General features: G+C 70.1%; 24 protein-coding genes and 3 tRNA genes. 7 read left to right on the top strand and 20 right to left on the bottom strand.

What is annotated here, in order from left to right; translation table 11 throughout:
* Nucleotides 1-135: 135 nt before the first annotated feature.
* From ACWD4J_RS29740 to ACWD4J_RS29730, 3 genes are all read right to left on the bottom strand, one after another.
* Nucleotides 136-2,274 carry an FG-GAP-like repeat-containing protein gene (locus tag ACWD4J_RS29740; protein WP_451398525.1) on the bottom strand — a complete coding sequence of 713 codons (2,139 nt, stop codon included), beginning with the start codon at nt 2,272-2,274 and terminating at the stop codon, nt 136-138.
* A 244-nt stretch (nt 2,275-2,518) separates the two neighbouring features.
* Complete coding sequence (locus ACWD4J_RS29735) at nt 2,519-4,852, bottom strand: DEAD/DEAH box helicase (RefSeq protein WP_451398524.1); 2,334 nt, start codon at nt 4,850-4,852, stop codon at nt 2,519-2,521.
* Nucleotides 4,853-5,852: 1,000 nt separating this feature from the next.
* Complete coding sequence (locus tag ACWD4J_RS29730; RefSeq protein ID WP_181660974.1) at nt 5,853-6,203, bottom strand: metallopeptidase family protein; 351 nt, start codon at nt 6,201-6,203, stop codon at nt 5,853-5,855.
* Nucleotides 6,204-6,416: 213 nt separating this feature from the next.
* Here ACWD4J_RS29730 and ACWD4J_RS29725 point away from each other — a divergent pair, with 213 nt between their 5' ends.
* From ACWD4J_RS29725 to ACWD4J_RS29710, 4 genes are all read left to right on the top strand, one after another.
* Nucleotides 6,417-8,009 (top strand): metallophosphoesterase family protein, encoded by a 1,593-nt coding sequence (locus ACWD4J_RS29725; RefSeq protein WP_451398544.1) that lies wholly within the window; start codon nt 6,417-6,419, stop codon nt 8,007-8,009.
* Between the two features lie 243 nt (nt 8,010-8,252).
* Nucleotides 8,253-8,325 (top strand) — tRNA-Glu (locus tag ACWD4J_RS29720).
* A 39-nt stretch (nt 8,326-8,364) separates the two neighbouring features.
* Nucleotides 8,365-8,439: transfer RNA gene (locus tag ACWD4J_RS29715), tRNA-Asp, on the top strand.
* A 24-nt stretch (nt 8,440-8,463) separates the two neighbouring features.
* Nucleotides 8,464-8,540 (top strand) — tRNA-Phe (locus tag ACWD4J_RS29710).
* An 86-nt stretch (nt 8,541-8,626) separates the two neighbouring features.
* Here ACWD4J_RS29710 and ACWD4J_RS29705 read toward each other — a convergent pair.
* The 16 genes from ACWD4J_RS29705 to ACWD4J_RS29630 form a co-directional block, all read right to left on the bottom strand.
* Nucleotides 8,627-9,829 carry a site-specific integrase gene (locus ACWD4J_RS29705; protein ID WP_451398523.1) on the bottom strand — a complete coding sequence of 401 codons (1,203 nt, stop codon included), beginning with the start codon at nt 9,827-9,829 and terminating at the stop codon, nt 8,627-8,629.
* A complete protein-coding gene (locus ACWD4J_RS29700) occupies nt 9,829-10,026 on the bottom strand; it encodes a helix-turn-helix domain-containing protein (RefSeq protein ID WP_451398522.1) in 198 nt (65 codons plus the stop codon). The genes ACWD4J_RS29705 and ACWD4J_RS29700 overlap by 1 nt, the downstream gene beginning before the upstream one ends.
* 166 nt (nt 10,027-10,192) lie before the next feature.
* Nucleotides 10,193-11,422 (bottom strand): DUF3631 domain-containing protein, encoded by a 1,230-nt coding sequence (locus ACWD4J_RS29695; protein ID WP_451398521.1) that lies wholly within the window; start codon nt 11,420-11,422, stop codon nt 10,193-10,195.
* Nucleotides 11,419-11,769 (bottom strand): hypothetical protein, encoded by a 351-nt coding sequence (locus ACWD4J_RS29690; RefSeq protein WP_451398520.1) that lies wholly within the window; start codon nt 11,767-11,769, stop codon nt 11,419-11,421. Before ACWD4J_RS29690 ends, ACWD4J_RS29695 begins: the two co-directional genes overlap by 4 nt.
* Nucleotides 11,766-12,698, bottom strand: coding sequence for a bifunctional DNA primase/polymerase (locus tag ACWD4J_RS29685; RefSeq protein ID WP_451398519.1), 933 nt, complete (start codon nt 12,696-12,698; stop codon nt 11,766-11,768). The genes ACWD4J_RS29690 and ACWD4J_RS29685 overlap by 4 nt, the downstream gene beginning before the upstream one ends.
* Nucleotides 12,695-13,423, bottom strand: coding sequence for a DNA methylase (locus ACWD4J_RS29680; protein WP_451398518.1), 729 nt, complete (start codon nt 13,421-13,423; stop codon nt 12,695-12,697). Before ACWD4J_RS29680 ends, ACWD4J_RS29685 begins: the two co-directional genes overlap by 4 nt.
* Before the next feature lie 89 nt (nt 13,424-13,512).
* Nucleotides 13,513-13,803, bottom strand: coding sequence for a hypothetical protein (locus ACWD4J_RS29675; protein WP_451398517.1), 291 nt, complete (start codon nt 13,801-13,803; stop codon nt 13,513-13,515).
* 19 nt (nt 13,804-13,822) lie between these two features.
* Nucleotides 13,823-14,287: a hypothetical protein gene (locus ACWD4J_RS29670; RefSeq protein WP_451398516.1), complete on the bottom strand. Its 465-nt coding sequence runs from the start codon at nt 14,285-14,287 to the stop codon at nt 13,823-13,825.
* 204 nt (nt 14,288-14,491) lie between these two features.
* A complete protein-coding gene (locus ACWD4J_RS29665) occupies nt 14,492-16,597 on the bottom strand; it encodes an ATP-binding protein (protein ID WP_451398515.1) in 2,106 nt (701 codons plus the stop codon).
* A 94-nt stretch (nt 16,598-16,691) separates the two neighbouring features.
* Nucleotides 16,692-17,000: a hypothetical protein gene (locus tag ACWD4J_RS29660; RefSeq protein WP_451398514.1), complete on the bottom strand. Its 309-nt coding sequence runs from the start codon at nt 16,998-17,000 to the stop codon at nt 16,692-16,694.
* A complete protein-coding gene (locus ACWD4J_RS29655; RefSeq protein ID WP_451398513.1) occupies nt 16,994-17,311 on the bottom strand; it encodes a hypothetical protein in 318 nt (105 codons plus the stop codon). The genes ACWD4J_RS29660 and ACWD4J_RS29655 overlap by 7 nt, the downstream gene beginning before the upstream one ends.
* Before the next feature lie 2 nt (nt 17,312-17,313).
* A complete protein-coding gene (locus tag ACWD4J_RS29650; protein ID WP_451398543.1) occupies nt 17,314-17,661 on the bottom strand; it encodes an RRQRL motif-containing zinc-binding protein in 348 nt (115 codons plus the stop codon).
* Entirely contained in the window at nt 17,661-18,515 is an 855-nt protein-coding gene (locus tag ACWD4J_RS29645; protein WP_451398512.1) for a protein spdB, read from the bottom strand. The genes ACWD4J_RS29650 and ACWD4J_RS29645 overlap by 1 nt, the downstream gene beginning before the upstream one ends.
* On the bottom strand, nt 18,512-19,108 hold the full coding sequence (locus ACWD4J_RS29640) for a hypothetical protein (protein ID WP_451398511.1): 597 nt from the start codon (nt 19,106-19,108) through the stop codon (nt 18,512-18,514). Before ACWD4J_RS29640 ends, ACWD4J_RS29645 begins: the two co-directional genes overlap by 4 nt.
* Entirely contained in the window at nt 19,108-19,383 is a 276-nt protein-coding gene (locus tag ACWD4J_RS29635) for a DUF6284 family protein (RefSeq protein ID WP_451398510.1), read from the bottom strand. Before ACWD4J_RS29635 ends, ACWD4J_RS29640 begins: the two co-directional genes overlap by 1 nt.
* 484 nt (nt 19,384-19,867) lie before the next feature.
* Nucleotides 19,868-20,647 carry a GntR family transcriptional regulator gene (locus ACWD4J_RS29630; protein ID WP_451398509.1) on the bottom strand — a complete coding sequence of 260 codons (780 nt, stop codon included), beginning with the start codon at nt 20,645-20,647 and terminating at the stop codon, nt 19,868-19,870.
* A 29-nt stretch (nt 20,648-20,676) separates the two neighbouring features.
* Between ACWD4J_RS29630 and ACWD4J_RS29625 the strand changes: the two genes are divergently transcribed.
* The 3 genes from ACWD4J_RS29625 to ACWD4J_RS29615 are packed head-to-tail and all read left to right on the top strand — an operon-like array spanning nt 20,677 to nt 22,315.
* Nucleotides 20,677-21,135, top strand: coding sequence for an NUDIX hydrolase (locus tag ACWD4J_RS29625; RefSeq protein ID WP_451398508.1), 459 nt, complete (start codon nt 20,677-20,679; stop codon nt 21,133-21,135).
* Nucleotides 21,136-21,186: 51 nt separating this feature from the next.
* The gene (locus ACWD4J_RS29620; protein WP_451398507.1) at nt 21,187-21,681 is read left to right on the top strand and encodes a hypothetical protein; all 495 of its coding nucleotides are present in this window, start codon (nt 21,187-21,189) and stop codon (nt 21,679-21,681) included.
* 10 nt (nt 21,682-21,691) lie between these two features.
* Nucleotides 21,692-22,315 (top strand): hypothetical protein, encoded by a 624-nt coding sequence (locus ACWD4J_RS29615; protein WP_451398506.1) that lies wholly within the window; start codon nt 21,692-21,694, stop codon nt 22,313-22,315.
* A gap of 338 nt (nt 22,316-22,653) precedes the next feature.
* Here ACWD4J_RS29615 and ACWD4J_RS29610 read toward each other — a convergent pair whose 3' ends face one another.
* On the bottom strand, nt 22,654-23,640 hold the full coding sequence (locus ACWD4J_RS29610) for a CorA family divalent cation transporter (RefSeq protein WP_451398505.1): 987 nt from the start codon (nt 23,638-23,640) through the stop codon (nt 22,654-22,656).
* Between the last annotated feature and the right edge of the window lie 164 nt (nt 23,641-23,804).

Raw genomic sequence — 23,804 nt, 5'->3', positions numbered from 1 at the left:
GGCGGCGCCACCGACCGCGTCATCTGTCATGCCCCCAGCGATTCCCTCGCTGGGGGCATGACATGCGCCACAGATCGGCCGAAACTCGACCGTAACCGGACCGGGCGGCTTCAGCGCCGAAGAAGGGCCTCGCGGCTAGAAGAGGCCCTTGTAGCCCTGCCAGCCGCTCGCGATCTTCACCCGCGGCTTGAACCAGCCGTCGCCCTTGCCGTCGTACCGGTAGAGACCGCCGCCGGTGTCCCGCAGGATCAGGTCGTTCTTGCCGTCGCCGGTGATGTCGCCGACCCCGACGATCGCGTTGTACGACGCGCCCCAGTTCGTGTACATCTTCACGCGGTCCTTCAACAGGCCGTTGCCCAGACCGTCGTAGCGGTAGAAGGTCCCGTCCTTGTGCCGCACGAGGACGTCCCCGAACCCGTCGCCGTTGAGGTCGCCCGCGCCGACGATCTTCGTGTACGTGGTCCAGTGGTCGCGGATCTTCTTCCCGGCCGCCAGCTTGCCGTGCCCGTCATTGGCGAAGACGTAGATGTCGCCGGTCGACGCCTTCCGCGCCAGCAGGTCGGTGCGTCCGTCGCCGGTCAGGTCGCCGGGGGCGACCAGCACGTTGTACGCGTTCCAGCCGGTGCCGAGCGAGGTGTGGCTGCTGCCCGGCGAGTAGGAGCTGCCGCAGTGGCCCGAGTACCGGCGCAGCTCGCCGTTCGGCATCCGCACCAGCATCTCGGAGCAGCGGTCGCTGCCCATGTCGCCGAAGGGGACGGCGAGCGTGCCCGCGGGCCAGCCGGCGGCGGACCGCTTCCAGTCGAGCGTGCCCTTGCCGTTCGTGTAGTGGAGGGTCAGGCCGCCGGAGGAGTTGAGCGTGGCCAGCTCGCCGTATGCGTACCCGCCCTGGTCGTGGAAGCCCTGCCGGCCGCCGCCCACCGAGATCTTGCCGCTCGTGGTGTACGTGCCCGCGCCCTCGGCCGCCGTGGCGGTCAGCGTCCAGGAGTGCATGCCGCTGTAGGTGTAGGTGCCCGCGTCGGTCTTGCCGTCCCAGCTCAGATCGATCTCCGCGTCCGGGCCGCCCTTGATGGTCCGTACGACGTGCCCGAGCGCGTCCTTGACCGTGAACGTCCAGTTCGCGGGCTTGTTGAGCTGCCAGGCGCTCACCCAGACCTGCCCGCCCGTCGTGTCCTTGAGGTCCAGGTACTCGTCGTCGGTGTCGGAGTCCATCTTCGCCAGCGTCGCCGAGGGCACGCCGCTGGGGACGATGCGGATCGCGTTGTCCTGCCCGACGTACGCGATGTCGCCGCCGAACCGGTCCACGGACCAGGTGAGCCGCCGCTGGTCGGCGGTGTTCCCGGCCGGGAGGTCGGCGATCTCGCGCGGCTCCGCGGCCGCCCCGGTGTGGAAGTCGGTGAGCAGCAGCTTGCCCGCGGTCCTGTCGTGCCGGACGAGGTAGCCGTCGCCGACGAGGGCGGGGCCGGACGGGACGGTGATCTGCGTCTTCGTCGAGCGGTCGTAGACGCCCGCGGCGCCGGTGGTCCCGCAGTTCCAGTAGATCCAGCGGCCGACCGCCTGGATCTCCTTGACCGTGCAGGGCGCCCCGGTGGCCAGCGTCTCGATGGTCTTCTTCTGCTGCAGGTCGTACGAGGTGACGGAGCCGGTCGTCGAGCCCGGCGTGTAGAGGCGGCCGGCCCAGATGGAGGCGGCAGTGGCCGAACGGGTCGTCCGCACGTCCGTGCCGCGGTACTCGTCCACGTCGTCGACGTACTGCTTGCCGGTCGAGTCGGCGTTGTACGCGAACCAGCGGCCGGTGACGTCCATGAACCGGCCGCCGGTGACACCGGGTTCCTCATACGCCTGGATGCTGTTCGGGCTGGTGTGGATCTGGGCGTACTCCTTGCCGTCGTCGACGAAGAAGGACCCGACGTTCCCGTTGCCCGAGGCGCGCAGCGGCACACAGGAACCGGCGTCGCACGGGACCTGCTCGATGTGGTCCCCGTCGGCGAACGTGTCGGCGTAGCCCCAGCCGGTCCGGGCGCTCGCCGACAGTCCGTCCGGTGACACATCGCGTTCGACGACGAACCGGTCGCCGGACACACCGCGTTCGACCGTGAACAGAGAGCCGCCTGCAAAATCGATCCCCCAGACGCCGTCGGTCTGGATGGGCGTGGGCGCGTCGGCGGCACCCGCGAGGTCCGCCGAGCTGAGCCCCGCGACGACGGCCGCTACGGCGGCCAGTGCCGCGCCCCCGCGTCTGAGCGCACGACGGCGTACGAGTCTGTGCTGAGCCATGTATCCCCCCAGCCCTGCGGGCTGTCAGTGCTGTGCGCAAGAAGTACGCAGGGCGTGTGCGCGAGAAGTACGCGAGATCCGCGTGCCCTGAGCAGGGCAACGGGAGCCTAGCAAGGGGGAGTTGTGGGGCAGGAGGGGTTTTTCGATTACGTCATGGCCAATATCGACCGCATATCGACCGCGAACGCCGAAGGGCCCGGACGAGCGAAGTCGTCCGGGCCCTTCAGGGTCTGTTCAGCGCTGATCAGCCGTTGCGCTTCCAGCGCGGCTTGTCCTGGCGGCGGCCGAAGGAGCCGGTGCCGGAACCGTTGCCGCGGTGGTCGTCACGGCGGTTGAAGGGCCGGTCGTGGCCACCGGAGCGGAAGCCGCCGGAGGGGCGGTCGTCGCGACGGTCGCGGTTGAACGGGCGGTCGTGGCCACCGGAGCGGAAGCCGCCGCGCTCGTCCCGGCGGAAGCCGCCACGGTCGCCCCGGTCACCGCGGTCGTCACGGCGCTCGAACGAACGGCCACCGCGGTCGCCCCGGTCGTCACGGCGGAAGCCGCCACGGTCGCCCCGGTCGTCGCGGCGCTCGAAGGTACGGCCGCCACGGTCACCGTCCCGGCGGTCCCGGTCGAACCCACGGTCGCCACGGTCGCGGTTGAACCCACGGTCGTTGTCACGGCGCTCGAAGGAACGGCCGCCACGGTCACCGTCCCGGCGGTCCCGGTCGAACCCACGGTCGCCACGGTCGTCCCGGCGGAAGCCGCCACGGTCGCCCCGGTCACCGCGGTCGTCACGGCGCTCGAACGAACGCCCGCCGCGGTCACCGTCCCGGCGGTCCCGGTTGAACCCACGGTCCCGGTCCCGGTCGCGGCCACCGAAACCAGCGCGGTCCCGGTCGAAGTCGCGGCGGTCACGGCGCTCGTAGTTGCCCCGCTCGTCCCGGCGCTGACGCGGCTCGTACGACGGACGGTCCTCACGCGCCGGGCGGTCCTCACGCACCGGACGCTCGTCGCGCGCCGGACGCTCGTCACCGGCGGCCGGCTCCGGCAGCGAAACCGACGCCGTTTCGTCGGCGGCCTCCGCCACCGCCTGCGGGGACGCGTCGACGACGGCAGCCGTCTCAGCGACCGCGGCAGCCGGGTCCTCGCCCCGCTCCCGAGCCGCGCGCGCGGTCAGCCTGTCGGCCTCCTCGCGGAGTTCGGCGGCCCGGCGCTCGGCGCGCTCCAGTTCCTTGGACAGCTCCTTGACCTCGCGCTCGGCCTGACGGGCCGCGTTGCCCGCCGACTCGGCCTGCACCTCGGTCATCGAACGGGCGCCGGTGATCTCGGCGACCTCCGGGTCGAAGGCGCCGCCCGCGTTGATGATGTGGCGCGAGGCGTCGACGCCCGCGTCCTCCATGAGCCGGAAGATCTGGCGGCGCTGGTGCGGCAGCGAAAGCGACACGACGGTTCCGCTGCGCCCGGCACGAGCCGTACGGCCGGACCGGTGCAGGTAGTCCTTGTGGTCCCCGGCCGGGTCCACGTTCAGGACGAGGTCGATGCCGTCGACGTGGATGCCGCGGGCCGCGACGTCCGTCGCGACGAGCACGTTGACGTACCCGTCCTTGAAGTCGGCCAGGGTGCGGGTGCGCGCGCCCTGCGTCATGCCGCCGTGCAGCGCGTCGGCGCGGACGCCCGCGTCCCGCAGCTGCTCGGCGACGCGGTCGGCGCCCAGCTGGGTGCGGACGAAGATGATCGTCCGGCCCTTGCGCGCGGCGATCGCCGCCGTCACGGGCGCCTTGTCGCGGGGCTTCACGATCAGGATGTGGTGGGTCATGGTCGTGACGGCGCCCTGGGCGGCGTCGACCTCGTGGCTGACCGGGTTGTTCAGGTAGCGCTTGACCAGGGTCGCGATCTCGTTCTCCATCGTCGCGGAGAAGAGCATGCGCTGACCGCCCGCCGGCACCTGGTCGAGGAGCTCGGTGACCTCGGGCAGGAAGCCCAGGTCCGACATCTGGTCGGCCTCGTCGAGGACCGCGATCTGCACGCTGTCGAGCGAGCAGGCACCGCGGTTGATGATGTCGCGCAGCCGGCCCGGCGTGGCGACGAGGATGTCGACGCCGCGCTCGAGGGCGTAGATCTGGTTGCCCATCGACGTACCGCCGCAGACGACCTTCATCTTCAGGCCGAGCACGTCCCCGTACGGCTGCAGCGCGTCCGCGACCTGCATCGCGAGCTCACGGGTCGGGGTGAGGATGACACCGCGGGGGTGCTTCTTCTCGGTGTGGCCGCCGGCCAGGGTGGCGAGCAGCGGCAGGCCGAAGGAGAGGGTCTTGCCGGAGCCGGTGCGGCCACGGCCGAGGATGTCCTTGCCGGCCAGGGCGTCCGGGATGGTCGCGGCCTGGATCGGGAAAGGCGTGGTGACGCCGTTCTGCGCGAGCTTGCGGACGACGCCCTCGGGCAGGCCGAGGTCGGCGAAGGTGAGCTCGGGCTCGGCGTCGGCGGGGGCCTCGGGCGCCTCATCGGCGATGGCCTCGGCCGCTGCGGCGGCCTCCGCGATCTCGACGTCGATCTCGTTCTCGGGCAGGACGGAACGGTCAGTACTGGAAACGGACATGCGAAATGCGAAACCTTCCGGAGTCTCGGCACGCGCCCAAACTCCGTGAAGTCGCAATCGACCGCCTCAATGCGGTCCGGCCACGGCAAGGGAGAGTACGCGCCACACGCGGCGCGTCATTCATGGCGCCGGGCAAATGGGATCAAACGATCTGCCACCATACGCACCCACCACCCCCGAGCGCAAACCGACTCCCATATGCGCAGCTCAGGCCCCACCTCACGACCCCACCGGCTACCCGGCTACCCCGGCTACACGGGCTGCCCCGCCTCCGGCGAAGGCTCCCTCGAAGACGGCGCCCCCGCGCTCTGCACCGACGTCTGCTCATGGGCCGACGAGGACGGTTCCGCGGTCGTGGGGTCCGTGCTCGGGGTCGGTGACGGCTCCGTCGGCGACGGGTCCGGGGGCGTGGGCGTCGTCGTCGGCTCGGGATCGGACCCCGTCCCGGACTTCGACTTCGTCGGCGACGCCTTCGATGAGTGGGGCTTCTTGCTCGCCTTCGACTTAGCTGCGTCGTCATCGGAGGCCGACTCCGAGGGCCGGGCCGAGTCCGACGACGCAGACCCCTTGGGGCGAGGCGCGCCCTTGGCGCCATCGCCCCCGTACCCGTACCCGTACTCGGAGCCTGCGCCGCCCGAACCCGCCCCTCCGCTGTCCGGAGCCGCGGCCCCGTGCGGCCCGGCGGAGTGGGAAGGGGCTCGCTCCGCCCCGTCGTCGCTCACGCTCATGCAGCCTGCGGTCGCCGCGACGGCCACCGCCACGGCAGCCCAACGGACGGATAGCTGAAACTGGCGCACGGGCGGACCTCCGGGGCGCGGAACGCTGAGATCAGTGCGGGGAGCTGACATCAGTGCAGGGGACGGTTTTCCTCTGTCCAACTCCCGCAGCCCGCAGGAAGACACGGATGCCGCACCGGAGGGCGCAACTCCACCGCCGGAGGGCGCAACCCTGACCCGGCACCGCCCCCGCTCTCCGGCCGACGGCGCCGCCAGGCCCCGCCTCAGCCGTACCCCAGCGCATGCAGCCGCGCGTCATCGATCCCGAAGTGGTGCGCGATCTCGTGCACGACGGTGACCTCGGTCTCGACCACCACGTCCTCGCGCGACTCGCACATGCGCAGCGTCGGCCCCCGGTAGATCGTGATGCGGTCCGGCAGCACGCCCGCGTACCACTCGCCGCGATCGGTCAGCGGAGTCCCCTCGTAGAGCCCGAGCAGCTCGGGATCGTCGGCCGGCGGTTCGTCCTCGACGAACACCGCCACGTTGTCCATCAGCCGCGTCAGTTCCGGCGGGATCCGGTCCAGCGCCTCGGCGACCAGTTCCTCGAACTCCTCGCGCGTCATCTCCAGCACACGGCCATTGTCGGCCACGACCCCGCGTATCGGCCGATGCACGAGGGCATGCCGCGCATCCACCGGTGCACCCAGGGCATACCGGGCGGCGCACTTGGGCATACGGGACCAATGGCCCGCGTCATCGCCCGCGTTCTGGAGCGTTTGCAGCGCAGCGTCCCGCGCAGCGTGCCGCTGTGCATACGGCGTGCGCCCGTCGTGCTCGGGCGCCACATGCCCGCGACGCTCCTGCGCCACCGCCGCTCCCGCCGCCCCGACTCCGTCGGCGAACTGGTCCACGCCCCTCCCCCGCACCCCTTCGCCCGTGCGCTCGGCCTCGTCGCGGTCGTGCTGATCGGGGCCTGGCTGGGACTGCTGATCGTGGGCAGCGTCCGCGCCCCGGTCGGGCCGGTGGACACCCGCATGGCGCTGCGGCCGTCGCTCACCGGCGGCACGAAGATCAACATCTCGCCGCTCGGCGACCTGGAGCTCCGCTCCCACGTCGCGCCCATCCGCCTGGACGTGGACGTCGACCGCCTCGACCCGGTGCGCGCCGAGGCACTGGTCCGCCATCCGGAACGGCTGTCCGGACTGCAGGACGAGGTGACCCGAGACGTGGAGGACGGCACCCGCGAGCTGGCCGTACGCTCCTGCGTCGCCGTCGTCTCGGGCGCGACCGCCCTGGGGCTCGCCGTCTACCGCCGCCCCCGCCGTGCCCTGGCCGCCGGCGGCCTCGCCCTCACGCTGCTCGCCGCATCGGCCGGCACGGCCTTCGCCACCTGGAACCCGAACTCCGTCCTCGAGCCGAAGTTCTCCGGCCTGCTCACCAGCGCCCCGTCCGCCGTCGGCAACGCACGCAGCATCGTCACCGAATTCGACGTGTACCAGCAGGAGTTGGCACGCCTGGTCACCAACGTGACCAAGCTGTACGACGTGACGTCCACGCTCCCCACGTACCAGCCGGACCCGTCCACGATCCGCGTGCTGCACGTCTCGGACATCCACCTCAATCCGGCGAGCTGGCACATCATCTCCTCGCTCGTCGAGCAGTACGAGATCGATGTCATCGTCGACTCCGGCGACACCATGGACCACGGCACATCCGCCGAGAACGCCTTCCTGGACCCCATCGAGGACCTGGGCGCGCCCTACGTCTGGGTGCGCGGCAACCACGACTCGCTCACCACCCAGCACTATCTGGAGGGCATGAAGAACGTCCACGTGCTGGACGAGGGCAAAGCGGTCTCCGTCGGCGGCCTGCGGTTCGCCGGGACGGGCGACCCGCAGTACACGCCGGACCGCTCGGTCAAGGCGGAGGGCGACCCGGCCGAGCGCACGGCGGGCGTCCAGCTCGCCTCGGCGCTGCGCGACCAGCAGGCGGCCGGTACCCCGGTGGACGTCGCGATCGCCCACAACCCGGTGGCGGCGCGGCAGACGGACGGCACGGTGCCGCTCGCCCTCGCCGGCCACGTCCACCACGAGGAGATGGAGGTCATGAAACTCGGCACGCGGCTGCGGGTCGAAGGGTCGACGGGCGGGAGCGGGCTGCGGGCGGTCGAGGGCAAGCACCCCGACCCGGTGGAGGCGTCGGTCCTCTATCTGGACCGCGACACCAAGCGCCTCCAGGCCTGGGACGAGATCAGGCTGGGCGGCCTGGGCCTGACGACGGCCGAGGTCAGCCGCCACCTCCCGGAGGAGAACCAGCCGGGGGCCCCGACGACATCGCCGCCGCCCACAGCGTCACCGGGCACGCCGTCCACAGCGTCACCCGGCTCGCCCTCGACAGCCTCACCGGGCACGCCCTCGACGCCCCGGCCGTCGCCGTAGCCGGGCCGCGCCGGCTCCCGCGGCACAAGATCCCGGAACTCCCGCGACACAAGATCCCGGGGGCCCGCGCCGCCGCCCGTCCGCCGCTCGGGAGGCCGGCCCACCCGGGCCCCTGACCAGCGCCAGGGCACGCTCAACCACCTCCCGCACCACCTCTCCGTAAACCGTTTTGGCGATAGCTCCCTGCATCCCATATGCTTCTCACGTCCCCGACGCGCTGAGAAGCGCCCAGGCGGGCCCTTAGCCCTCATCGTCTAGTGGCCCAGGACGCCGCCCTTTCAAGGCGGTAGCACGGGTTCGAATCCCGTTGGGGGCACGCAACACCGTGTGCGACACTGTTCGTACACAACAGCTTGGTCCTGTGGAGCAGTTTGGAGTGCTCGCCACCCTGTCAAGGTGGAGGCCGCGGGTTCAAATCCCGTCAGGACCGCTGCGATCCCGTCAGGGATCGCGTGGCTGGGTAGCTCAGTTGGTACGAGCGTCCGCCTGAAAAGCGGAAGGTCGCCGGTTCGACCCCGGCCCCAGCCACCATCGCCCACCAGGGCATTCGCCCCCACCGAAGATCTTCGGCGGGGGCGTTTTCGTGTCGGCTACGCCAACCGGTACGCCTACGGCTCTCAGGAGAGGGTGTCCCCCAGCTTCCGGAGCGCCTTCCGCTGCTCGTCCAGTGACGCGTGGGCGTAGACCTTCATGGTCACGCCAATGTCGCTGTGTCCGACGATCTGCCGGACGATGTGGGGCGGCACCCCGAGGTCGAGCAGGAGCGAGACGGCGGAATGCCGGAGATCGTGGAATCGGATCTCCAGACCGAGCCGCTTCCGGAGCGGGTACCAGCTCCGCCGGAGGTTGTCCGGCTCCAGCGGGGTGCCGATGCGGGACGTGAAGATCAACCCCTGTTCCTTCCACTCCATGCCGGCCGCTGCTCGCTCCTGTGCCTGCCGCTCGCGGTGTTCGGTGAGCGCCTTCACCACGATCGGCGGGAGCGGGACGGTGCGGACGGATGCCAGGGTCTTGGGCTTGACCAGCCGCAGTTCCCCGCCGACGCGCTGCAGCGCGCGCTCCACTGTCAGCGTCTCGCGGTCGAGGTCCACCGCGTCCCAGCGGAGCCCCAGCAACTCGCCCCGGCGCATCCCGAGAACCAGAGCGAGCACGTAGAGGGTGTGCAACCGGTCTTCTGCTGACTCCCGGAGGAGAAGACGGGCATCCGCGACGCTGAGTCCCTTACCCGTGTCGTACGAAGGCGTGGGCACCTGTACGAGCTGGGCGACATTCCGCACGATCAGTTCCTCCCTGACGGCGTTCTGGAGGGCGTTCCTGAGTACTGCGTGGATGGACTGCACCATTCGGCGGGACAGCAGCGTCTGGCAGCACTCCCCTGCCGCGCAGCACTGCGGCTCGGGGCGTTCCTTGTCCCAGCAGTGCTTGCAGCACTGGCACTCGGAGGCGACGCGGGCGAGCCAGGTGCGGACTTCGGCGGCCCGGAGGGTTCGGATCTTCTTCCGGCCAAGTCCGGGAACGAGGTGGACGCGGGCGACGCTCTCATAGCCCTGGTACGTCTTGGGGCGCCGGTGGACCTTGACCACCTTGGCGAGCCAGTACGTGAGGTAGTCCTCCAGGTTCATGTTCGTGTCCGGCACAGGAATGCCCTTGTTCTCCTGCGCCTGGAGCTCGGTGATCTTCTGTCGTACCTCGTCGCGAGTCTTGCCATAGACCGAGACGCGCTTGCGGATGCCGCTCGTCGTCGTCACGTACACGCGGCCGTGGAACGTGCCGTCCTTGCGCTTGGTGATACTTCCTTCGCCGTTGGCACGCTTGGCCATCAGGCGGCCTCCCTCAACTGGGTCTGAATGAACGTGTGGAGTGCATCAGCGGGGATCCGACGGGACCGGCCGATGGTGAAGCTCTGGAGCCGCTTGGAGCGGATGAGGTCGTAGACCTTGAAGCGGCTGAGGCTCAGGGCCTCCATGACTTCGGGAACCGTGAGCGCTTTGTGCGTGGTGGGCAGGGCAGACCCCACTGCGACCTCCAAACGGGGCTGTGGCTCTTCTTCCGGGAGATCCGCCACGCCCGCCACGCCGCCACATCACAGGTCAGGGCCTTGATCGCGTGGCGGATGGCGGTTTTGTGGCGGATAGGTGCCGCCACACCGGGGCGGTGTGGCGGCACTAAGGGGGTCGGGTCGGCTACCCGACGAGGCTGGGTTGTGTGGCGGTTTCCGTGGGCGTGTGGCGGATGGCGGTGGCGGTATCCGCCACGGATTCACCCCTGCTGACCTGCGGTGTGGCGGACGTGGCGGACGTGGCGGATTCCTCGGGGGACGGGGGGCAGTACCGCGTCCAGGCGTCCGTGAGGTCTTCCGCGTAGTAGCCCTTGGGGAAGCCGGACGGCGTGCGGATGCCGCGCGGCTTGATCGGTTTGTTGGCGGGGGTGACGTACTGGCCGAGCAGCCGGGCGAGGGTGCGGGCGTTGATCGGCTTGTCGTCCAGGTCGCCCCAAGGGGCGTCGTCCATGCGCAGCAGGCATTCGATGATCGCTGCGGTCGGCATGCGGTCGATGCCGCAGAACACCTTGTCGCGCAGGTCGGTCAGCAGCCGGACTCCCAGCGAGGCTTCGTCGTTGTCGTGGGCTACGCTGATCAGCTCCAGGCAGGCCGTGCGGGCCCGCTTGGGCCACTCGCCGCCGACCGCGTCCGCGACGGCGAGCAGGGGTTCCCACACGTCGGCGGGCCGGTCGGTGACTCCGTCGGGCATCTCGGGCCAGGCGCCTGCGACCTGGTCGCGGACGGTGTCGGCCCATTTGGCGAGGCAGTCACGCAGGGTGTGTCCCTGCTTCTCGTGGATGCGCTGGCGGTAGGGCTCGACCTTCTCGTTCGGGGCGCGCTTGCGCATGCGGACGATGACCGAGCGGGTCAGCACGGTGTCGGGCAGCGAGCCGAGTCCGGCCATGGCGACCGCACAGTACGAGTTGAAGACCTGCGCGTTCTGGTTGGAGCCGTCTCCGACGCAGCGCAAGGCGCCGCCGATGCGCCGGTATCCGGCGTTCAGGAAGCCGCGCAGGGCCTCATCGGCGCCGGCCTTGGGGCCGAAGATGGTGTCCACCTCATCGAACAGCACGGTGGGCAGACCTTCTGCGGAGTCGACCAGCCGGTACAGGGCGTTGGCGGACGCGGACACCGTGGCGACCGGGCGCGGCGTGAGGAGTTCCACGATCTCCAGGGCCCGCGACTTGCCCGATCCCGGTTCGGGGGACAGGAACGCGATCCGGGGTGTGGTCTCGAAGCAGTCGATGAGGTGGGCGTGTGCGTCCCACAGGGCGACGGCGACGTAGGCGGATTCGGTGGGGAAGACGTTGAAGCGTCGGTGGAAGGCTTCCACCTCGTCGAGCAGCGCGGCCCCGTCGATGGGGTTGATCATGCGGCGGCCCTTCCTTCCTGCGCGGGGGCGATGTCGTGGGGGCAGACTCCGACGCGTACGCGTGTGGTGAGTTCGGTGACGGCGGTGCGGCCCACGGCACGTTCGTGGTGGCCGCACCCGCACAGCCAGTCCGCGACGGGCAGGCTCGTGAAGCGGACGTGCAGGCCCGGTGTGATGCCGGTGATCGTGACCGTGTGCGGGTCAGAGACGGGGGCAGTTCGGACGCCCTTACGGGCGGCGCCTTTCGGCTCGCCTACGGCTGTCGTGTCCACAGGCTGTGGAGCGGCGAGCGGGCCGCGAGGCGCACTGGTAGCGCTCTTCAGAGAGAGGAGGCGTGGGGCGCTCATGCCGCATCCCTGCGTGGCGGGTTGTGGGCGATCGACCAGTCCAGCCCGCTGCGGAGTGTGGCGCGGCACTCGGCAACGGACAGTCCCGCCGCCTCCCCCGCCCCTTGAAGAGCCGTCTCCACCGCAGCGCGGGAGAGTTCGCCGGACGCGACGAACCTGCCCAGCGCCCGCGCAGCCCGCAGCAGCGCCGTATTCCGCCCGCCCTCGTGGGCCCTGGCAACGGCAGCACCCTCGTGGCGCAGGGCGGCTTCGGCGTACCGGGTGCTGCGGCCCGTGACCGGAGTCGGCGTGGAAGCCGGCCGGTTCACGGGGTGGGGCGGTACGAGCAGGGCCATCAGCCATCCGGGCAGCGGGCGGAGGAGCGCCGACCCGTCGGTTGCGTACCGGGTGCCGTCGACCACGCTCCCGGCCGCGACGACGTAGCCGCCGTGGGCGCGGGTGTCCACGAGCGGGGCGAGTGTCCCGGCGGTGTTGTGCAGCCGTGCTGCGGCCGGGGCGGTGAAGTACAGGTGGGTGCCGCCGCTCGCAGTCCGGATCGTGCGGGTGCGGGGGACCGGCTGTCCGTGGCGCTCGCAGAGCGCCCCGAAGGTCGCCGCGCCGTCAGGCGCGTCCGAATCGCTCTTGTTCTTGTCTTTGGGCTTGTCGAGGTCGACCACGAGCAGCCCGGCCGGTCCGGTGGCCAGCCCGATGTTGAAGTCCGCGACCGCCCACGCGCGGCGGATGCGGTCCGGGTCGGTGGTGGCGCGGTCCTCCCACTTGCGGTGCCCGTTGGTGCACTCGCCGGTTCGGGGGCAGCGGGTCTCGCCGTGCAGGGCGGGCCGCTTGCCGCCGGGCACGAGGGGGAAGACGGGCCAGCCGCGTTCGGCCGCTGCGAGGGCGGACGCGAGCAGCGGCCGGCACTCCAGGGAGGCGCTCGGGATTCCGTTCATGCCGCCACCCCCAGTGCCGCGCGGGAGACGCGGAAGGCGCGGCCGATGTACTCGCTGTAGGCGGGCGGGATGGCTTCGGTCAGTTCCTCGCGCACGTCGGTCCAGGTGATGCCCATGGCCGCTTGCAGCTCCGGGACTGTCGGCTTGCCGCCTCCGTTGCCGTACGGGGCGACGTAGGGGCCCTCGTGGAACTCGCCGTGCCGGTAGCCGCGCACCCGCCCCCGGTGGCGCGGGTGGCCCGGTTGCGGGGCGGTCCAGCCGCCCAACTCGAAGTTGCGGTGGCGGATGACTCCGAGCCCGTACATCTCGCCGCACAGGGTGAGGTCTTTGCGGATCTCGGCGCGCCCGTTGGGCTGCTCGATCACGTACGGCAGGTCCGTCTTGTCGAGCAACTCCCGGGTGGGCGCAACGAGGTCCTCGTGCGTGCCGCCCCAGCCTTTGGACTGGTTGGTGCCGATGGTCAGGGAGCACTTGGCCTGGCAGGGCGGGGAGGCGTGCACGAGGGCGTACCGCTCGATCTCACCGGTGGCGATGAGGCGGGCGAGATACTCCAACGCGTCGCCCCGGTGGTAGGCGAAGGGGTAGTTGGGCCGGTCCGCGATGTCGCAGCCCCGCACGCGGAACCCGGCGCGCAGGTAGCCCATGGCGGCGCCGCCGGCGCACGAGAACAGGTCCAGCAGTAACGGCCGGTGCCGGTCTCGCTGGATGTGGGTCGGTTGGGTCATGCTGGGGGACCTCCAACAGGTCTGTTGAGGACTGGAGACAAGGGCGGCCCCGCGACTTTGGCGAGACGAGGGGGTCGCCCTTGGCGTAGCTAGAAGGGCGGTTCGTTGCTGTAGCCGCCGGGCCCCCACGGGTCACGGCCGCTGTCACGGCGACGCAGCCACCGGGGCCGACACGGCAGGGGGAGCAAGAACCAGCGGCGGTACTCGTTCCAGCACTCGCAGGACTCCCACTCGGTCTCGCCGTACTCGCCGGTGTGGTCGCCGTAGTGGTGCGCGATGCCGCCCGCTCCCCCGCAGGCACGGCAGTCGGGACGGGGTGCCTCGGTCAGGACCAGGGACCGCCGGGGCCAGTGGGCGACCTGAATGCGCAGTCGGATCACGGTTGTGGATCTCCCTCTGTCAGCCGTAGAACTTGTTCCGCTTGATGACGGCCTTGCGGATGTTGACCGTGGTACCGCCGCCGTGGCCGCTGGCGCTGAACACCTGCACGGCGATCCAGCCGCCGAAGATGACGGCGGCGAGGATGATGAGCTGGGAGACGAACGCGGTCAGGGCCGCGATGAACGAGGTGAGCAGCAGCAGTCCGCCGCAGACGGCGAGGAACCCGACGCCCCCGAGGGCGACGTTGGCAGCCGCGCGGGAGACGGGCGGCTTGGCCGCGACCGGTTCGGGCTGCACGGGGTTGATGGCGTAGCCGGTGACGACGCGGCCGTCCGGGAGGACGACGCTCGCGACTGCCGAAACCGCGTGCGGGTGCACGGGAGTGAGTGGCGCCGGGGTGACGACGACGGGCTGTATCGGGGTGGGCTGGTGGACTTCCACGGCCCGTTCGGCGGGCGTGTGGCTCGGGGTGTCGGGGTACATGCGGAATCCCTTCCGGTGCTGTGTCAGGGAGGCGGAGGCACCCCCTGTCGGGAGGCTTGTGGAGGGGGTTTCAGGGGTGCTGACCTGCGGGCTTCCCTGCCTCCCTGATGGATCATTCGTGCTGGTCAGGGGCAGGGAGGCGGGTCAGGGAGGGTTTCAGGGAGTTCTCCCTGCCTCCCTGCCCCGCACGCGGTGCGGCTCCCTCTACTCCGCGGCCGAAGCGGAATCCGTCTCGGGCCTGTTGGCGATGGCGCGGGCGATGCGGTCACGGCCGACGACCATGCGGCCGTCGGACTTGTACGGCTCGGCCCCGGTGCCCTCCAGCACGCGCTTGAGGTCGAGGAACGACCAGCCGCCGTAGGCGTCCGCGTTCAGCGTCGCGAGCCGCTTGAGGACGTCCTGCGTGAGCACGCGGGAGGCGTCCCCGAGGACGGCGGCGATGTCGGCGAGCGGGTCGCGCTCCTCACCCCGCTCGATCACGTGGAGGGTGGTGACGCCGTCGCGCAGGGCCTTTGCCCGGTCGGCAAGCGCGGTCGCGTCGTCGGTGTCGATGTAGTGCGTGCGCACGGTGATGGACGCCTGCCCGGCCGGGATCTCGATCCCGTCGGACGCGACGACGACCGTGCCCTTGTCCAGGCCGGGGCGCAGCAGGTTCGGAGCGGCGCCGCCGTCGACGGCCTTGTCCCCGAGCGCCATGCGGGCCTGGGACTCGGTGCCCAGGGCAAGCGAGGCGCGGGTGTGGGCGCCTTCACGCACGAGCTTGGGGAGGTTCTGGTCAGTGGGGTCCTGGGTGCCCTGCCACATCAGCACGTTCACGGCACGGCCCTGGTTGTGGATCTTGCGGACGGCCATGAAGTACCGGGAGTTGGACTTCGAGCCGCCGTAGGGGCGCTTGTCCTCGTCCTTGACCGGGCACATGAACGCGACCTGCGCCTCGTCGACCAGCACGATCAGCGGCGGGAACACGGTGCCGGGCGGCGCCGTCAGACGGCGGTTCATCTCCTCCACGGCACCTTCGACCATCTCGGTCACCTGGATCACGTGATCGTCCGTCGGACCCTGGATCAGGGTTGTGGCGAGTCCGTCGAACATGGCCCAGTCGCCCGCGCCCTTGAGGTCGCCCATGAGGAACTGCACCGACCGGTCGAGCGCGAGCCACAGCGCGAGCGCCCGCAGGGCGGCGGTCTTGCCCTGGTTGGACAGACCCGTGATGAGCAGGTGCCGCTGATACAGGCTCAAGGCTGCTGCGTCGCCGCGCAGGTCCTGACCCCACGGGGCGCGGCCCTTGGCGTAGTCGGCGGTCAGCGTCTCGTCCGTGACCAGCGGGGACGGACCGATCGGCTCGTCCAGCGCACCCGAGTCGGCGACCCACAGCCGCACTGTGCGGGCGGCAGCGGGGATGGTGATGAACACTTCGTGCTCGTGCCGGGAGAGGTTCTCGGCGAGCTTGCGGCGGCGCTGCTGCACCTCGTTCGTCGACACCCCGGAAGGCAGGGTGACGTCGACTTCCACACCGCATCCGGCGATCCGGATCGGACCGAGCATGGAGGCGCCGGCGTCGCCCATGTCCTTGATGGCGTTGCGCAGTGCGGGCACCCCCAGGTCGCGCAGGGCCTTGACCACGATCGAGGGGGTGATCGGTTCGCCCTCGCCGCTACGGACGTTCGCGGGCAGCGCCCATGCGGGCGCGGCCTGCTGCTTACTGCCGACGGCCCACAGGGCCAGCAGCGCGAGGAACGGACCGATCGTGATCGCCGGACCCCACACCACCTGAACGATGGTGATCATCAGGCCGATGAACTTGATGACGGCCATGACCGGGGTGACGACGTCGGTGACGTCCTTGTTGGCGATGGCCAGCACGACTCCGAGGGCGACCAGGGACCCTATGCCCATGCCGGTTCCGACCACGAGGCCCCTGGCCGCCTCGACCGGGGAGTGGAGCAGGTCCATGCGGCGGCGGTGCCGGGCGTCGCGGAAGCGCTGCCCGCGCTCCTCCCACTCCGCGGCCGCCTCGTAGTTCCCGGCGGCCTCGGCGGCGCGCAGCATGCGCTCGTAGCGGGCGGCGGTGCGGCCGTCCCAGGTGCGGCGGGCCACGATCCGCGCCCCGCCGGCCACGTAGAGGGTGTGGCGGGCCACCGCGCGGGCGGCGGTTCGGGTGTGCTCGTGCCTGACCGCGGTCTTCACGGCGCGGCCGGAACGCACCCACAACGGCACGGGCAACGTGGATGCCGTGTCCGGAACCACGGTGAGAACGGTCGGCCCGGCGGGGGCGGTGTCTTTGTGCAGGTGAATGACGTTGTCGCTCATGAAGGGAAAGCTCCTGACTACCCCGTATCGGGGCGGGAAAGTTGGAGGGCCGGCCGCCCCGCCCGGCACCAGCGCGGGCGGGGCTTGTGCGAGGTCAGCGGCCGTGTCGGGCGCGGTTCTCGGCGTGGCTGAGCTGGGACGGCTCGGTACGCGGGCCGTCGGACCAGCAGAACGGGCGGATGCTGCCCGCAGCCCTGAAGACGCGGAGGGCGGCGCCGGCCAGGGCATCGGGCAGGGCGTAGACGCGGCCCCCGTCGAGGGAGGCCAGTAGCCGGGCGGCATGGTGCTCGCAGCCGTCCGCCCCGGCGTTGAAGGCGTCGAGCACGGCCACGGCCACAGGGCCGCCACAGGGGGTCGGGTCGTCCGGGTGAGCGGCGGGGCAGCGGCGGTCCATGCTCACCACCAGCGGGAGGACTTCTTGGCGGCCTTGGCCGCGGCGGCCTCGTTCACGATCCGCTGCCGCTCCATGTGCAGGGCGGTCAGTTCCGCGGTGAGCCGGGTCTCAGCGGCGTTCGAGATGGACTCCACGCGGTTCTCCGCACGGGTGGTGCTCTTGCCGCGCAGGACCCGGTACGAGCCGCTGGCGACCGCGCCCAGCACGGCGCGACGCTCGGAGCTGGTCAGCGGCCACATCTCGCCCCGGCGGACCGCCTCCAGCTTGCGCGTCGTCTTCTGGATTTCGCGGTCCACCTGGCGGGTGTCGGGCTTGCCCATGGTCAGGAACTCCTCACAGATTCGCAGGGGTCGGGGTAGGCGCAGGTCGCGCAGGTGCCGAGGGCGGCGGGGATGACGTAGCCCGCATCGGTGCGGCACTGCGGGCAGGTGCGACGGGCGGCGTTGGCCTTGGCCAGTGCCGCCCGCTTCGCGTCGGTCATGGGGCGTACCGGCTTGGCCAGGTCGACCCGGTAGAGGTAGGCGACCAGCGGCCCACGGCGGCGCCGCGGCCGTTCGAGCTGAGCGGCCACCTCCTGACCTCCCGGGCGCAGGCCACGCGCCCTCAGTTGTCGGCGGGTGGCGTAACCGTCCGGGGCGAGGCGCCACCGGAACACCGGCAGCGCGGCCATCAGGCGACGCGCTTCCACGCGGCCCGCAAGCGGACCTCGGAGGCGGAGTGGCCGGCCGCCCGGAAGCGGGTGGCCATCTCGCGGTAGGACAGGGCGGGAACCTCGCTGTGACGGATCTCGTCGACCAACGCGTCAAGTGCCTCGTCGGTGAGCGCGGGTGCCGCATCGAGCGCGGGAACGGGCTCCGTGGGTCCCCAGACCGGGAGTTCCCACCGGGGCGTGACACCGGGCGTGACGCGGTTCGTCACGCTGGTCAGCGCCCTGCCGGTGTCCTCGCCGTCCCGCGCCGTCTCCAGCGTCGACCAGGCCCGCGAGAGGGTCTGAGCGGTCCTGGCCTGGACGCGGGCGACGCGGGCACCGGCCTCCGTCACGGCCGTCAGTCGGGTCTCCTCGGTGGCGGCCTCCGCCCGCAGCCGAGCGCGGGCCACGGCCGCTTCGTCGCGGGCCTCTTGCTGGATGCCCCGGATGGCGCCCAGCGCCGTCGGGGTGAGCGCGGTCCGCTCCCACAGCCCGTGCACCAGCCACAGGGCCTTGGCCGCGATGGGCAGCCACGCCACGGCCAGCCACGCGCCGGCGGACTGCTCAGCGGTGAGCGCGTGCGCCACGAGAACGCCGGCCGCGATCAGGCCGAAGCACCAGCCGACGGCGGTGACCGCGCGGCTGTGGTCGCCCTGCGCGGCCAACCGGCGCTCGTAGGCGAGGGTGGCCAGCCACCCTCCGTCGATCCCGAGACCGACGACCAGGGCGACGGGCCACGGCATCGCCGTGCCGAGCCACATCACGACCACGGCCAGGGTGAGCACCATCGACACCGCCGTCATCGCGACGGCGGGCAGTACGGTCTTGGCGTTCATGCCGCACCCCCCTGAAGCGGAGGGTTGACCATGCCGGTCAGGGCGGCGATCTCGTCGCCGGTCAAGCGGGTGCGTTCGTCCATGGCGTGGGCCACGGTGCGGATCTCCCGCCACAGGTAACCGATCTTCCGGCGGGCCATCCCGCGCACCATCCCCCAGGACTTGCCGCCCTCGGGGATGCAGTCGCGGCCGAGCCGGTAGCCGAAGCCGTCCAGGATGTCGATGGCCTGCTCGCGGTCGTGGTCCGAAGTGCAGGCATAGGCCCGCTCCGGCGTCCACAGCCCGTAGGCCATCAGGTACTGGGCATGGGCGATCTCCCCGGCCGCGGCCTGCGCGGCGAAACGCCATGGGCAGATGTCCTCAGCCTGAAAAGCGGTGTTTCCGGTGACGGAAAAACCGCCCTCTTCACGGGACCAGGCGATGACCTCGCTGGTCAGTACGCGCATCCCGTAGGCCATGGCCAGCACTGCATGACCGGCCTCATGGAAGGCCAGGCCCAGCCGCGCCGCTTCGTAGGTGAGCGGCATGTCAAAGCGAGCCCGCGGCTTGCCCGTGTGGTCCAGCAGAACTTCGGGGGCGGGAGCGTCGGCCATCATGCGGCACCGCCCGTCTGCACGGCGGCGGCAGCCTTGTTGGCCAGCTCGCGACGCGCGGTGAGTACCCGACGGCGGGCGCGGCGGATGCGCCGCTGGTCCAGCTGGCTCGGGATGCGGTCGAGGGTGATGATCTGTGCGTCGAGCAGGTCGACGCCGGCCAGGATGACCGGCATCTCCCGCTCGATCGCGTCCAGCTCCGCGGACGTCGGCTCGCGGTCGATGCTGTCGACGGCGACGGTAACGGCCGTCTGAAGTGCAGCGATGTACTTCATGGGTCGTGTTCTCCCTAGCAGGTAGCAACGGCCCGAACAGCGGCCCCGGTGTTCCCGCACCGGGGCCGCGCGCCGTTGAAGTCGGAATCTCCGGCTCCCCTCAGCGCTGCTCGTACGAGACGAGCAGCGGAGGCAACCGGCCGCAGCACATGCAGGGGCTGCGGAAGGGTGAAAGCCGTACAGGTGTCTCCTTCAGGACTGCGGCTCCCGTATCAGGTAGAGCCGCCTCGTCCCGTTTCAGGCAGAGACGTGACCTTTCGGTCTGTGCCCTCCGGACTGCCAAGGAGCCGGGTCCCTCGGCCCGCTCTATCCCGGGCCCCTTCGCCACACCAGCGAGTACCGAGTGCAGCGCTGCGCGCGGCAGCACCTGCACTCATGCACTTATGTGCAGGAGTGACATGTAAGAGAGTGCCCAACTCCTGTACATGAGTCAACCCGCCGCGCGAATTTGCTGCGACAGGCTGGGCGTCAGGAGCTGGGCTGGCTAGTCGCCGGCAGGGATGCGGTAGTCCAAAACGAACTGGTCAGCGGCCATGATGGTGTCGCATACCTCGACCACTCGCCCGGCTTCGCTTTCCGCGTTGCGCGTCAGGTGAATGACGGGTGACCCCGGGCTGAGGCTGAGCGCCACGGTCTCCTGCTTCGTGGCCAGGCGGACGCGGATCGTCTCTGCCAGCTCCTTCAGCGTGTGGCCGTGCTCTTCCAAGCGGGCGTAGATACCTCCGCCTCCGGGGTTCTCCTCGAACAGTTCGGGGATGTCCCTGGCTACGTCCCACGGCAGATACGACGTGGCCTCCTCGGTCGGGATGCCATCGCTGAAGTACAGCCGTCGGCGCGCAAGGACCTTCGCGCCGGTCGGCACAGACAGCCTCTCCGCGATCTCCGCCGGAGCCTCAATCGGGCCGACATAGAGCACGCTCACACTGGGCCTGCTGCCCGCCTGCTCTGCTTCGGCCAGGTATGCCGCCTTGCCTGCCATGCGGTGCGACCGGCGGAACCGATCCGACGACTTGCGGCTTACTGGCGGACGGCTCTTCACGTACGAGCCCTTACCGTGCCGGGTCTCAACAAGGCCCGTCGCCCGCAGCTCGGTCATCGCCTTGCGAACCGTTCCCTGCGATACGGCGTACCTCTCCATAAGTGCGGATTCGCTGGGTACCTGCTCTCCCGGCGGCAGGACCTTCTCCCTGATTTGCTGCGCCAAGTCGTCAGCGATCTGTAGGTACCGTGGTTTGCCGGAATCCCTTGAAGGCGTGGTGCCCATGTCCTTCTGTTCCTCCTAAGCTCCTGTACATGAGTAACGCTACCCAGGAAGGCGCGTCGATGTCGCTTCACTCGGTTTCGGTCGCTGGCGTGGTTGTGCGGGACGACGGCCGCGTACTCGCGATCCGCCGTGCGGACAACGGCACCTGGGAACCTCCGGGCGGGGTCCTTGAACTGGACGAACGCCCGGAGGACGGCGCCGTTCGGGAGGTGCTGGAAGAGACAGGAATCCGCGTATCCGTGGAACGACTCACCGGCGTCTACAAGAACATGAGCCGGGGCATCGTGGCTCTCGTCTTCCTGTGCCGTCCGCTCGACGGCGAGACACGCACGTCGAGCGAGTCGACGGCTGTGGAATGGCTGACTCCCGAGGAAGTCAGGAAGTGGATGGGGGAGGTCTACGCGGTGCGCATCCTGGACGCCCTCGATGCGGCCGTAGCGCCCCATGTCCGCGCTCACGACGGGCGTCACCTGCTCGAATCAGTTTGAGTCGCGGACGACTGTGCCTACGAGGCACACGGCGTGGGCACGATGAGCGGCATGACGATCGATGAGGACAGGCAAGCAGCGCTGCGCCTTGCCGAGCAGACCCGCGAGTTAGGGCGCGCATACGGGCTGGAGCCCTGGCGGCAGATGCTGCGGAGGATCAGCCGTGGACGGCTCGGCCAGCAAGCCGGCTGGCCCCAAGTCCCCAGCTTGGACACACCGTGGCAAGACACGATCTCTCCCATACGCACTGGTTGGCGTCATCGAGCGGCCAAGCTTCACAGCGAAGTCGTATTCGGTGTCGACTACAAGATCTGCCGCCGCTGTCGGCTCGGCTGGGTTGAGGAACCGCACACCGATCCGCAATACCAGCGATGCGGGCTGGCCAAGGCAGGCTTGGCCGCGCTCCGCGCCGACCACCCCAAGTTGGCGTGGCACACGCTCGGCGGGCACTTCGTCAGCGCGCAGGCCTTCTGGGAGGTCGCTGGCGCAGGCGTACCCGGCGGCTACCAACAGCGAGACCTCTGCCGACACACGGAGAAGTGGTGAATGTTGGCCAATGGAAGCTGAAACTCTGGCAGGTTTATTCGGTTTCGGCGGGGCTGTGCTCGGTGCCCTCATAGGTGGCGGTACAACCCTGCTGGCTACAAGGCTGACTATGACTCATCAGAGAACCCTGGCACGGGAAGATCGGTTACGGGAGTTGGGTGAGGCCGCCGTCGAACTGTGCCTCTCGCACTGTGATCAGCTCAGGGACAGCTGCGCGTCAGTCTCGGGAGAAGAGCTGGGCGTCCGTATGCAGGATTACAACTTGCTGTGGAGCGCCACCAGCCGACAGCACCTGACTAGCGTCGCCCAGGCCGTTAGGCGCATCCCGGACCGCGCCGTGTACGACCGCGTGATGATGCTTGTCCGGCTCGGCGACAGGTGGCGGGGCGCTGGTGACACGTACCTAATGGGGGTGATGTTCATGATCAGCGTGGCCGACGAGATCAGTGACGCTCTTATTGCCTACCTGCGTCACGATGACTTGCCTCCTATGTCAGAAGTTGTCCAGCATCTGCAGAGCAAGGTTGATGGATACACAGAGCGACCTGGTGTGGTGCGACCTCTGGTCCGTGCGGTAGAAGACGACGGTTCCCAAAGTGACTCGCAGGCAGTCAGCCGCAGCGCTGACGAGTGATCGTCACAGGCATCGTGTCGTGCACCCATTGAGCCGCGGCGTACGCCAACCCATACGCCAACAGCAGCACACAGTCACGGCCGACCGCGATCACTCGCTCACCCCGTGATCAGGGGCTGATCAGCCGAGACACGGCCTGAAAAGCGGAAGGTCGCCGGTTCGACCCCGGCCCCAGCCACCATCGCCCACCAGGGCATTCGCCCCCGCCGAAGATCTTCGGCGGGGGCGTTTTCGTATCTCTCTGCGCCGACCCGTGCACGCGATTTCCTTGAGCATGACCATGCGCTTCCCGCAACCCTCTGGAGCGAGCGCTCCACGGTGAGTGTCGGCGTGGCCCATCAGCCCTCGGGGCCGTCGTCCTCGCGCAGCTTGCGCCAGAAGCGGGTGCGGTGCAGTACGTAGAGGGCGACAAGCAGGACGGTCGACTGCAGCCCCACGGCGAGCAGCCAGAAGACGGCCTTGCTCTCCAACTCGTCGGTCATGTAGGTGAAGTTCATGCCGAAGAACCCGGTCAGGAACGACAACGGCAGGAAGATCACCGACACGACGGCCAGCCGGTTGATCACGCCGTTCTGCTCGCCGGACACAAGGGTGGAGTAGCTGACGAAGGCACGCCGGGAGGCTTCCTGGAGGGACTCGATGTCCGTGAGCACCAGTCTCGAATTGTGCTGGTACGCGCGAGCGAGCCGCTGCCGCTCCTCCGGGAAACGGGGGTTCATCATCCGCCGCGTGAAGACCTCGTCCGCCGACTCCAGGTAGGGCAGGAGCGCGTGGTGCATAAGGGCCGCGCGGCGTCGCAGACGTGCCAGCCGGTAGACCTGCCCGGGGTCCCGTCGCTGGAACATCTCGTCCTCGAGCTCCTCCACCGCCAGCAGGGCCCGCACGGCCGACCGGCGAAACGTCTCCAGAGCCTCCTGCAGGAGCAGGAACAGCGTGGCCACGGCGTCCGGAGGCCTCTCGTGCGGCAACCGGGCCGTCAGGCTCCGGAGCAGCCCGACCGGTCCTCGGTGGACCGTGATCAGATGCCGCTCGGTCACGTAGGCATGGACGTGAGCGACCTGCTCCTCTTCGACCACGGGTACGACGAACCCGGCGCTGTCCCCGAGGAACTCGGCCCGCGCGGCTTCGCCCTCCTTGCCGAGCCACGTCAGGTAAGCGGCCTCCAGACCGAGCTGGTGGGCGACCGGTGTTTCGTCGGGTGCGGTCTCCTCGGGCAGTTCGATGTCGACGAACAGGAAACGGGATGTCGCGAGACGCTCACGTGCCTCCGACACATGTGCACGAGCGACGATCCCTTCCGGCATCGACACCACCGATACGATCATCGCCCCTCACTGCGGATCACGGGCTGCGGCACCTTCCAGCCTGGGCAGACGAGAGCGTCCCCGCATACGGAAGGACTCGTTCGCGCCGCCGGCCGGCCCCGGACGGGTGAGGCGGCCGCACCGGCCGTCCGGCGCGTGACGATCAGGTGTGGCTACAGCACCAC

The organism is Streptomyces sp. NPDC002577, from assembly GCF_053594815.1.
Note: the sequence above shows the minus strand (reverse complement) of the source record. Positions and strands in the feature narration are given on the sequence as shown.

Bases quoted from the DNA above. Each gene is read 5' to 3' on its own strand.
- ACWD4J_RS29670 (WP_451398516.1), bottom strand. From the start codon at position 14,287: ATGTACCCCGACACCCCGAGCCACACGCCCGCCGAACGGGCCGTGGAA.
- ACWD4J_RS29620 (WP_451398507.1), top strand. From the start codon at position 21,187: ATGACGATCGATGAGGACAGGCAAGCAGCGCTGCGCCTTGCCGAGCAG.
- ACWD4J_RS29735 (WP_451398524.1), bottom strand. From the start codon at position 4,852: ATGTCCGTTTCCAGTACTGACCGTTCCGTCCTGCCCGAGAACGAGATC.
- ACWD4J_RS29645 (WP_451398512.1), bottom strand. From the start codon at position 18,515: ATGAACGCCAAGACCGTACTGCCCGCCGTCGCGATGACGGCGGTGTCG.
- ACWD4J_RS29640 (WP_451398511.1), bottom strand. From the start codon at position 19,108: ATGGCCGACGCTCCCGCCCCCGAAGTTCTGCTGGACCACACGGGCAAG.
- ACWD4J_RS29625 (WP_451398508.1), top strand. From the start codon at position 20,677: ATGAGTAACGCTACCCAGGAAGGCGCGTCGATGTCGCTTCACTCGGTT.
- ACWD4J_RS29705 (WP_451398523.1), bottom strand. From the start codon at position 9,829: ATGGCCAAGCGTGCCAACGGCGAAGGAAGTATCACCAAGCGCAAGGAC.
- ACWD4J_RS29680 (WP_451398518.1), bottom strand. From the start codon at position 13,423: ATGACCCAACCGACCCACATCCAGCGAGACCGGCACCGGCCGTTACTG.
- ACWD4J_RS29615 (WP_451398506.1), top strand. From the start codon at position 21,692: ATGGAAGCTGAAACTCTGGCAGGTTTATTCGGTTTCGGCGGGGCTGTG.
- ACWD4J_RS29695 (WP_451398521.1), bottom strand. From the start codon at position 11,422: ATGATCAACCCCATCGACGGGGCCGCGCTGCTCGACGAGGTGGAAGCC.
- ACWD4J_RS29630 (WP_451398509.1), bottom strand. From the start codon at position 20,647: ATGGGCACCACGCCTTCAAGGGATTCCGGCAAACCACGGTACCTACAG.
- ACWD4J_RS29665 (WP_451398515.1), bottom strand. From the start codon at position 16,597: ATGAGCGACAACGTCATTCACCTGCACAAAGACACCGCCCCCGCCGGG.
- ACWD4J_RS29725 (WP_451398544.1), top strand. From the start codon at position 6,417: ATGCCCGCGACGCTCCTGCGCCACCGCCGCTCCCGCCGCCCCGACTCC.
- ACWD4J_RS29690 (WP_451398520.1), bottom strand. From the start codon at position 11,769: ATGAGCGCCCCACGCCTCCTCTCTCTGAAGAGCGCTACCAGTGCGCCT.
- ACWD4J_RS29740 (WP_451398525.1), bottom strand. From the start codon at position 2,274: ATGGCTCAGCACAGACTCGTACGCCGTCGTGCGCTCAGACGCGGGGGC.
- ACWD4J_RS29685 (WP_451398519.1), bottom strand. From the start codon at position 12,698: ATGAACGGAATCCCGAGCGCCTCCCTGGAGTGCCGGCCGCTGCTCGCG.
- ACWD4J_RS29650 (WP_451398543.1), bottom strand. From the start codon at position 17,661: ATGGCCGCGCTGCCGGTGTTCCGGTGGCGCCTCGCCCCGGACGGTTAC.
- ACWD4J_RS29655 (WP_451398513.1), bottom strand. From the start codon at position 17,311: ATGGGCAAGCCCGACACCCGCCAGGTGGACCGCGAAATCCAGAAGACG.
- ACWD4J_RS29610 (WP_451398505.1), bottom strand. From the start codon at position 23,640: ATGATCGTATCGGTGGTGTCGATGCCGGAAGGGATCGTCGCTCGTGCA.
- ACWD4J_RS29635 (WP_451398510.1), bottom strand. From the start codon at position 19,383: ATGAAGTACATCGCTGCACTTCAGACGGCCGTTACCGTCGCCGTCGAC.